At 52.4% G+C, this 7316-nt stretch carries 6 protein-coding genes; 3 read left to right on the plus strand and 3 right to left on the minus strand.

The window, feature by feature from the left end:
* The first annotated feature begins 2 nt into the window (after positions 1–2).
* Together TH30_RS06080 and TH30_RS06085 are read left to right on the plus strand one after the other, a co-directional pair.
* Positions 3–1523, plus strand: coding sequence for an FGGY-family carbohydrate kinase (locus TH30_RS06080; protein ID WP_114097173.1), 1521 nt, complete (start codon positions 3–5; stop codon positions 1521–1523).
* Between the two features lie 128 nt (positions 1524–1651).
* A complete protein-coding gene (locus TH30_RS06085; protein WP_114097174.1) occupies positions 1652–3256 on the plus strand; it encodes a GMC family oxidoreductase in 1605 nt (534 codons plus the stop codon).
* A gap of 184 nt (positions 3257–3440) precedes the next feature.
* Here the strand turns inward: TH30_RS06085 and ubiV are convergent, their stop codons facing one another.
* From ubiV to ubiT, 3 genes are read right to left on the minus strand one after another with little or no spacing between them, the layout of a single operon-like run.
* Positions 3441–4358, minus strand: a complete 918-nt coding sequence (gene ubiV / locus TH30_RS06090; protein ID WP_114097175.1) for a ubiquinone anaerobic biosynthesis protein UbiV — start codon at positions 4356–4358, stop codon at positions 3441–3443.
* Positions 4355–5332, minus strand: a complete 978-nt coding sequence (gene ubiU / locus TH30_RS06095; RefSeq protein WP_114097176.1) for a ubiquinone anaerobic biosynthesis protein UbiU — start codon at positions 5330–5332, stop codon at positions 4355–4357. Before ubiU ends, ubiV begins: the two co-directional genes overlap by 4 nt.
* 23 nt (positions 5333–5355) lie before the next feature.
* The gene (ubiT, locus tag TH30_RS06100) at positions 5356–6066 is read right to left on the minus strand and encodes a ubiquinone anaerobic biosynthesis accessory factor UbiT (protein ID WP_462096235.1); all 711 of its coding nucleotides are present in this window, start codon (positions 6064–6066) and stop codon (positions 5356–5358) included.
* A 52-nt stretch (positions 6067–6118) separates the two neighbouring features.
* Here ubiT and TH30_RS06105 point away from each other — a divergent pair, with 52 nt between their 5' ends.
* Positions 6119–7033, plus strand: a complete 915-nt coding sequence (locus TH30_RS06105) for a DUF542 domain-containing protein (protein ID WP_220150280.1) — start codon at positions 6119–6121, stop codon at positions 7031–7033.
* Positions 7034–7316 lie beyond the last annotated feature (283 nt).

Consider the following 7316-nt stretch of genomic DNA (forward strand, 5'->3'; position numbering starts at 1 on the left):
TGATGGCGCGCTATTTCCTTGGAATTGATGCGGGCAATACGGTGGTCAAAACCGTGCTGTTTGATGCCGCCGGCAGAGAAATTGCCCATGCCTCCCGCGAGGCTGTGTCACATTGTCCTGCCCCGGGGTTTGTGGAACGTGACATCGACCAGTTACGTAATGACCTTTTGGAAGTGGTGGCGGAAGTCATCAGGAAATCCGGTGTCAATACATCCGATATTGCCGCAATCGGCAGCGCCGGGCACGGCAATGGATTGTATCTTCTGGGGGCGGAAGGCAAAGCGCTTTTAGGGGTTCAGTCCCTTGATACACGCGCAAACGGGCTTGTTGATGATCTGACCCGTGATGGTGTTGGGGATATAAGTTATCCGATTTCCGGGCAGCGTCCCTGGGTCTCACAGACACCGACCTTGCTTGCCTGGGTCAAGCGCGAACGCCCGGATATTTATGGGGACACCCGCGCAGTTTTGTTGTGCAAGGACGTGGTGACACATGCGCTGACCGGGGTACTGGTCAGTGATATTTCCGACATGGGCGGATGCGGAATGTTGCGTATGCCCGAGAATATATACGACGATGATTTACTTGATGCCTTTGGCATTCTTGATGCGCGGGACAAACTGCCGCGTCTTGCGCATCCAAGCGAGATTGTTGGTCATGTCACGGCGGAGGTGGCGGCTAAAACCGGCCTTTGTGTCGGAACCCCGGTTGTTGCAGGCTTCTTTGACGTGATTGCAAGTGCACTGGGATCGGGTGTTGCTCGTCCGGGACAGGCATCAATGATTGTCGGCACATGGAGCATTAACCAGATCATCCTCGAGAATATCGATTTCCAGAGTGAGAACGAAATTTTCATGTCATCTGGTTATGCGGATGGTCGCTTCATGTCGATTGAGAGTTCGGCGACGTCTGCGGTTAATCTGGAATGGCTGGTTCGGGAATATCTTGAGCATGATGCCGAAGTCGTAAATGGAAAATCACCATTTGACCTTGCCAATGAGCTGGTTGCCCAAAGCAAATTTGGTCTGGATGGCCCCTATTACCATCCGTATCTGTATGGTGCACCATGCAACGGTACAGCCCGTGCAGGATTCTTTGGTGTCGGTGGATGGCATGGGCGAGGCGATATGTTGCGTGCCATTTACGAAGGTGTGACCTTTGCGCATCTTCAACATATGCACAAGTTGCGGGCGACCGGTGCTCATTTTGACAAGATCATTCTGTCGGGTGGCGGAGCACGCAGTACAATCTGGCCTCAAATTATTGCCGATATTCTTGAGCTGCCCCTCAGTGTTGCGAAATGTCAGGAAACAGGTGCGCTCGGCGCGGCAATGGCTGCTGCTGTTGGTGTTGGTATGTATCATGACTACGATCAGGCAGCAGACAGCATGGTCAGGATGGACCGTCATTACAGCCCCGCCCTAGAAGCAAGCGAGATCTATCGCAAACGCTTTGCAATGTGGCGTGATCTGGAAGCGGCGATGCTGCCATTCTGGTCACGGTTTGCTGCGGCAAACGCCTGATTTCAGATATTCAGCCCCCTGTTGCGACAGTGTGTGACAGGGGGTCTTTCACCTGAAAATTCGACAAAAGACTGTTCTGACTTATGAACAGGGGCGTCGTCATGCCTGTCCCTTTGCGGAGACAACAGATGTCTTTCGATAATTCTTCTTTTGATTTCATCATTATCGGTGCCGGATCCGCGGGATGTGTATTGGCCAACCGGCTCAGTGCAGATCCGAATAACCGGGTTCTGCTGATCGAGGCAGGGGGGAAAGACAATTATCCCTGGATACATATTCCGGTGGGTTACCTGTATTGTATTGGAAACCCCCGAACTGACTGGCTCTATGAAACTGCGGCGGAAAAAGGACTGGGGGGACGGTCGATTGCCTATCCGCGTGGCAAGGTTCTTGGTGGATGTTCGTCCATCAACGGCATGATCTATATGCGAGGCCAAGCCGCAGATTATGATCGCTGGGTTGTCGAGGGAGCAACAGGTTGGGGCTGGGACGATGTACTGCCCTATTTCATCAAATCGGAGAATTATCACAGTCTGTCAAACGCTCATGGCAGTGACGGGGAGTTGCGGGTTGAAAAACAACGCCTGCGCTGGGACGTGCTCGATGCTGTGCGTGATGGCGCCGAGGAACTCGGCATTCCAAAAACGGACGACTTCAACGGAGGCAGTAACGAAGGATCGGGATATTTCGACGTGACCCAGAAACGCGGCGTGCGCTGGAGTGCGGCCCGTGCTTTTCTGAAACCGGTGATGCATCGCCCGAACCTTTCAGTTTTGACCAAGGCAACTGTTGTCAGGCTTGAGTTTGATGGCACAGTTGTGCGTGGTGTGCAGTATGAACGTGGTGGCAAAACCGAGTTTGCATCTGCAAATCGTGAAGTAATCCTGAGCGCGGGTGCGATCGGAACGCCGCACATTCTGAAGGTCTCGGGCATTGGGCCGGCACAAGAGCTGCGCAATCATGGAATTGAGGTCAAACACGACTTGCCCGGTGTTGGCGAGAACCTTCAGGATCACCTGCAAATACGCACAGCATTTCGGATAACGGGTGCAAAGACACTGAATGAAATGCAGTCCACCCTTGTTGGCAAAGCCAAGATCGCATTGGACTACGCGCTACGCCGTCGTGGTCCGATGGCAATGGCCCCCAGTCAGCTTGGTATTTTTACGCGGTCCGACGGGCGCTATGAAACGCCCAATATCGAATACCATGTGCAGCCCTTATCGCTCGACAAGTTCGGTGCGCCTTTGCATGACTTCCCGGCCATCACGGTTTCGGTATGCAACCTGCGGCCAACCAGTAAGGGACGCGTGACACTGACCTCTTCTGATCTGCATGCGGCTCCCCACATTGCCCCGAACTATCTTGGTACCGATCTGGATCGGGAAGTCTCGGTGCAATCAATCCGTCACGCCAGGGCCCTGATGGCAACAAAGAGCATGGCGCAATATTGGCCGGTCGAGTTTGCACCAGGTGCCGAAGTTACTTCTGACGAGGCCTTGGCAGATGCAGCAGGCAAGGTCGCAACCACGATCTTTCACCCGGTCGGCACGGCAAAGATCGGCCCCAAAGATGATCCGATGGCGGTCGTTGATGAGCAGCTTCGTGTGCGCGGGGTGGAAAATTTGCGGGTTGTTGATGCCTCCGTTATGCCTTCAATCGTCTCGGGCAACACACATGCGCCCGTTGTCATGATTGCGGAGAAAGCAAGTCAACTAATCACTGGGGGATAGCGGAATGTGCAACGCATCTGGCTATTCTTGGGGTTGACCATCGTCAAGGTCAGCTTCTTTGATTGCGATATAGTAGCCCGACAACAATGCATTGAATTGCTGACTCCCCGAAATTGCAATGTATTGTAGGGCTGCGCTTTCCGTCGCAGCCCTTCTTTTTTTGATTTTTGTCGGGGTGGTGTGGTTATTCGGCGCGTTGCCCCAATGTGCTGCGCAATTCTGCACCCGGTAAACCGTGCAAGAAACCGTCAGAGAATGCCATCTGCAGAGGCATCTCCTGAAGGTTCCGGCGTAGCTCGCCAGCATCAATTTTACGATCGAGCAACTGACGATAGAGTTGTGCAACTTCCATCATGTCCAGGCTATGTGGTGACAGGCGGAATGCACTGACACCGGCATCCTGCAACTCTCCGATATTGTCAGAGAGTTCTACATAGTGGTTGGATAATGTCTGCAAGCCATTAACTGCGAGAAATGGCGCATCGTCGAGTGTTGCGACTTCCATGCCATCAAGCTGTTCACCGCAAACATATCTGCAACCGTCCTTGTGCAGGCCTTGCGCACGCGCAGAATAACAACGCGCGGAAATAGCCAAAGGCATTCGACCAAACACCTGAACTTCAATTTCTGCAGATTTGCGCGTTTCGCACAGTTGCGAGATTGACGATAAAGGCAACTCCCAGGGAAGCGAAATACGCTTTGCCGCCCGGCTCTCGAAATATGAAAATGTGCTTTCGTTATAGATATTGATATAGGGACCGATGACATGCGGACGATCTGCAAGCAAGCCAGCTGCTGAAATATCATTGGCCTCAATAAGCAGATCAGGCATCTGGGTAATTTCGTTTATCAGTGCGCTTTCGCGACTGTTCATCACCAGCGCAAGTGTTGATAAAACAACCTCCTTGCCAGCCCGCTGGAGGCGTTCAATAACATCTGGCAGATGCTTGTCAAAAAATGGCATGCGTTTGGCGCAGACAACTTCTCCGACATGGACTGTGTCAATGTCTGTCTCATCGGCAATCTGTGCATAAAAATCACGTTTCCGGTTTTCGTCCCAGTGAAAGAGAACGGGACCCATAATAAGTCGTGACTTTGTCATTGCCAGCCTCTCCGGTATGCGCCTGTAGTATCGCTTTGTCCTTCGCTAAGGGTATTCAGACTTGTCTGCTCGGCCAGCTTGCCCTCGGCAATCCGGTCAAGAGATGCCCGAAAGGCACTGACAACCTGGGAAATATAGGCCTTCCCGCGTTGGCGCCCCTCAATCTTCAGGGCGGCGACACCCGCCTTTGCCAGTTCAGGCAGCATTCCGGTGACATCCAGACTGGTTGGTTCCTCAAACAGATATCCCGATTTGTCCATGGCGCGAAAACGGCCTTTGCAAAGGGTCGGATAGCCGACCTTCTCGTCCTGATCGTAAATATTGATTGTAAAGTCACCCAGTCGGGAAACCGTCATATCGTCGCGTTCCTCATAGCGGACATGGGCGGCGGGTGAACATACGCCATTCATATTCGGGCTTTCGCCGGTCGCATATGACGATAGTGAACAACGACCTTCCGCCATCACACACATGCCACCAAAGGCAAAGACTTCTGTCTCAACCGGGATGCGGCTGTTGAGATATGCGATTTCCTCAAGTGAAAGAACGCGTGGCAAAACGACACGGCGAACAGCAAACTCCCGATGGTAGAATTTGATCGCCTCTTCATTTGAAGCCGATGCCTGAACTGAAAGGTGAAGTCTTGCATCCGGATGGCGGTCCCGCGCATACCGCAACAGGCCAATATCTGCGAGAATGATGGCGTCAACACCAATTGCCACAGCATCATCGATTGCAGCATGCCATATGTGTTCGATACCGGCCTGCGGATAGGTGTTGCATGCAAGGTAAACATGCACATCATGTTTGTGGGCGTGTTCGACAGCGTTGCGAAGTTCGTCGCGCGAAAAATTCAGGCCCGGAAAGTTGCGGGCATTCGTCGCATCGCGGAAACCGCAATAAACAACATCTGCACCGGCATCGACGGCGGCATGAAGACTGGCAGGTGTCCCTGCCGGACAAACGAGTTCCATATCGTTCCTCTGACTGGCTTGGGCTATTTGTGATCGGGAAGGGCAAAGTCGTCTTTGGCTGACACCGCCGGGGAATATTGCGTTCGGCGACTGCTGCGCTGCACGGATTTTTCGAGCCGGGCAAGTGCCTCTGTCTGCTGACTGGCACGCTTCTCCAATCCGCCAAGGCGTTTCTCGATTGACGATGTCAGTGTCGCGGCCGTGCGATTCATATCGTGTTGCAGTTGCTTATAAAGTGTTTCAGCAAGGCCAAGCATGAGGCGCGCAACCGGGTTGGCAATGCCAAAGCTGTTACTGACTGCAGAACGAAGATCAATTTCCTCACCATCAAGGGCATTGCGCAGGGCCACAACCAGATCGGTACGCCCTTCAATGCGCAGGGTGCGCGAAAAGAACAGGGCGTCGCCATCAGATTTGCCCTGAAGGAGTTCCAGTAACGCAGGCAGGGGCCCGAAAATCCGGGCGGCAACCGGTTCTGGCGTCTGGTTTGTGACGGGGCGAAGTTCAGGGTGCTCCGGATCAATTTTCAGATAGAACTTCAAATCAAGATCTGTGGGAGCAATGAGCAAGGCGAAACTTTCGCGTTCCGCCACCCGTTCGAACACCGCTTTGTGTTGCCGGTGCATTGTTGCCATCGCATGGCGGCAGATTTGCTCAGTCAGAGCTTTGGGAGCATTCCGTATTAACGGACTGGCCAGCAGAAAAGGGGTGAAAGACGGATAACTTCCTGACACGTGATGCTCCGGTACTTTTGTTGGCCGAAGTATCGCGCGGGCTCCCGGGTTTGTGGTTGATGTCTGTCAAATCCTTGTCAGGTTTGGATTTTTACAACTTTCAACAATGGTTCATGGCATTGGTTGGCAGGGAAAGATTCTCAAAGAGAAAGTTTGGAATTTTTGCCGCAACTGGAATTTGACCTTCGTCAACGTGGCATCGTGTGCCGGTATTACACTCCTGATGGTTGATTGGCAGCCAAGTGGGAAGGAAAACCGTATGCAGCCGGATTTACGTAATGCTGGAACACCCGTTACACCAGATGATCTTCTCAATCAGACGATAGGTGCATTGGTTGCCTGTTTTCCGGGGGCAACATTGGTCTTTCGCCATCACCATATCGGGTTTTGCTGTCATGCCGAGCAGACATTAGCCGAACTGGCCAACAAGAAAGATATCAATGCCCATCTTGTTGCAGAAGAACTTTGCAAGCTTCCCAAAGGGCCGATAAATCTGCCTGACCTGCATGATACGGATGCCTTCATCAATTTCATTCTGGATCGATATCATCAGGTACACCGGGACGAACTTCCTGAATTGATTGTGCTGGCCCGCAAGGTTGAAGCTGTCCACGGTGATCATCCGGAAGCCCCGGTTGGGCTGGCAGACGAATTATGTGCGATTGCCGAAAATCTTGATCTGCATATGAAGAAGGAAGAAGCTGTTCTTTTCCCGGCAATGCGTGAGATGCGTAAAAATGGTGCGATATCTGCCGCATTGGCTTTGCCGATCCACTGTATGCGAGAAGAGCATGATGATCATGCCGAGGCCGTTCATCGACTTCATAAGCTGACAAATAATTGTCAGCTCCCCCAGGGCGTATGCGGTTCCTGGCGTGCATTATATAGTGGCACGGGTAAACTCATCGAGGATCTGGTTGCGCATATGTATCTGGAGAACGCGATACTGTTTCCGCAGTTTGAGTGAAGATCTCATATCCAGATGAAAGACCGAGCGGCCCGATTTGATTTTGGCTGAGGACCAAAGCTCTCGCGTCGCCGAATCTTTTCCGGTCTGTTTTCATCGTCGTTCGAGATTTTAGCTAACGGGTGACGCGTCTCTGATCGGGAAAATACGCAAATACGGATATAAAGCGCGTTCAAATGACGCCCGGCGGGTGAAAGAGTTGCCGAAAAATGGCCGGAATGAATGCTTTTCCGATTTTCTGTCATTTTTCTGCAAAAAGGTATTTACAGGTCTGTATTGGGGC

The sequence above is a fragment of the Thalassospira profundimaris genome (assembly GCF_003326795.1).
GTDB lineage: Bacteria > Pseudomonadota > Alphaproteobacteria > Rhodospirillales > Thalassospiraceae > Thalassospira > Thalassospira profundimaris_C.